Source organism: Pseudovibrio sp. POLY-S9 (genome assembly GCF_001431305.1).
Taxonomy (GTDB): domain Bacteria; phylum Pseudomonadota; class Alphaproteobacteria; order Rhizobiales; family Stappiaceae; genus Pseudovibrio.
Genome location: NZ_LCWX01000261.1, coordinates 1 through 332, shown reverse-complemented (window position 1 = coordinate 332; position 332 = coordinate 1). Strand labels below are relative to the sequence as shown.

1 protein-coding gene is annotated in these 332 nt (G+C 55.1%); it reads left to right on the top strand.

All coding sequences use genetic code 11. The annotated features are described in order from the left end of the window. Positions 1 to 9: 9 nt before the first annotated feature. Complete coding sequence (locus PPL9_RS30180) at positions 10 to 306, top strand: transposase (protein ID WP_057466192.1); 297 nt, start codon at positions 10 to 12, stop codon at positions 304 to 306. The last annotated feature ends 26 nt before the right edge of the window (positions 307 to 332 follow it).

Below are 332 nucleotides of genomic sequence, written 5' to 3'. Positions count from 1 at the left end.
GAGATGTGAATGGGCACGGGACGCTCGAAATACACTGAAGAGTACAAAGCGGCAGCTGTGGAGCGGCTTTATGAGCCGAGAGCCACTCTGGGAAAGGTTGCCAAGGAGCTTGGACTGACGCCGACACAGCTGAAGATGTGGCGTCTGGAGATTGAGGCAGCTGGGTCAGTGGAAGCCAAACGGCGCCAGCAGGCCGATGCTGCCGAGCTCACACGACTTCGCAAGGAAAACAAGCGACTTCAGGAGGAAAACGAGATCCTTCAAAAAGCATCGGCTTTTTTCGCCTCAAGGGTGGGGAAACCATGAGGAACAAGCATCTGTTCATTACCGCC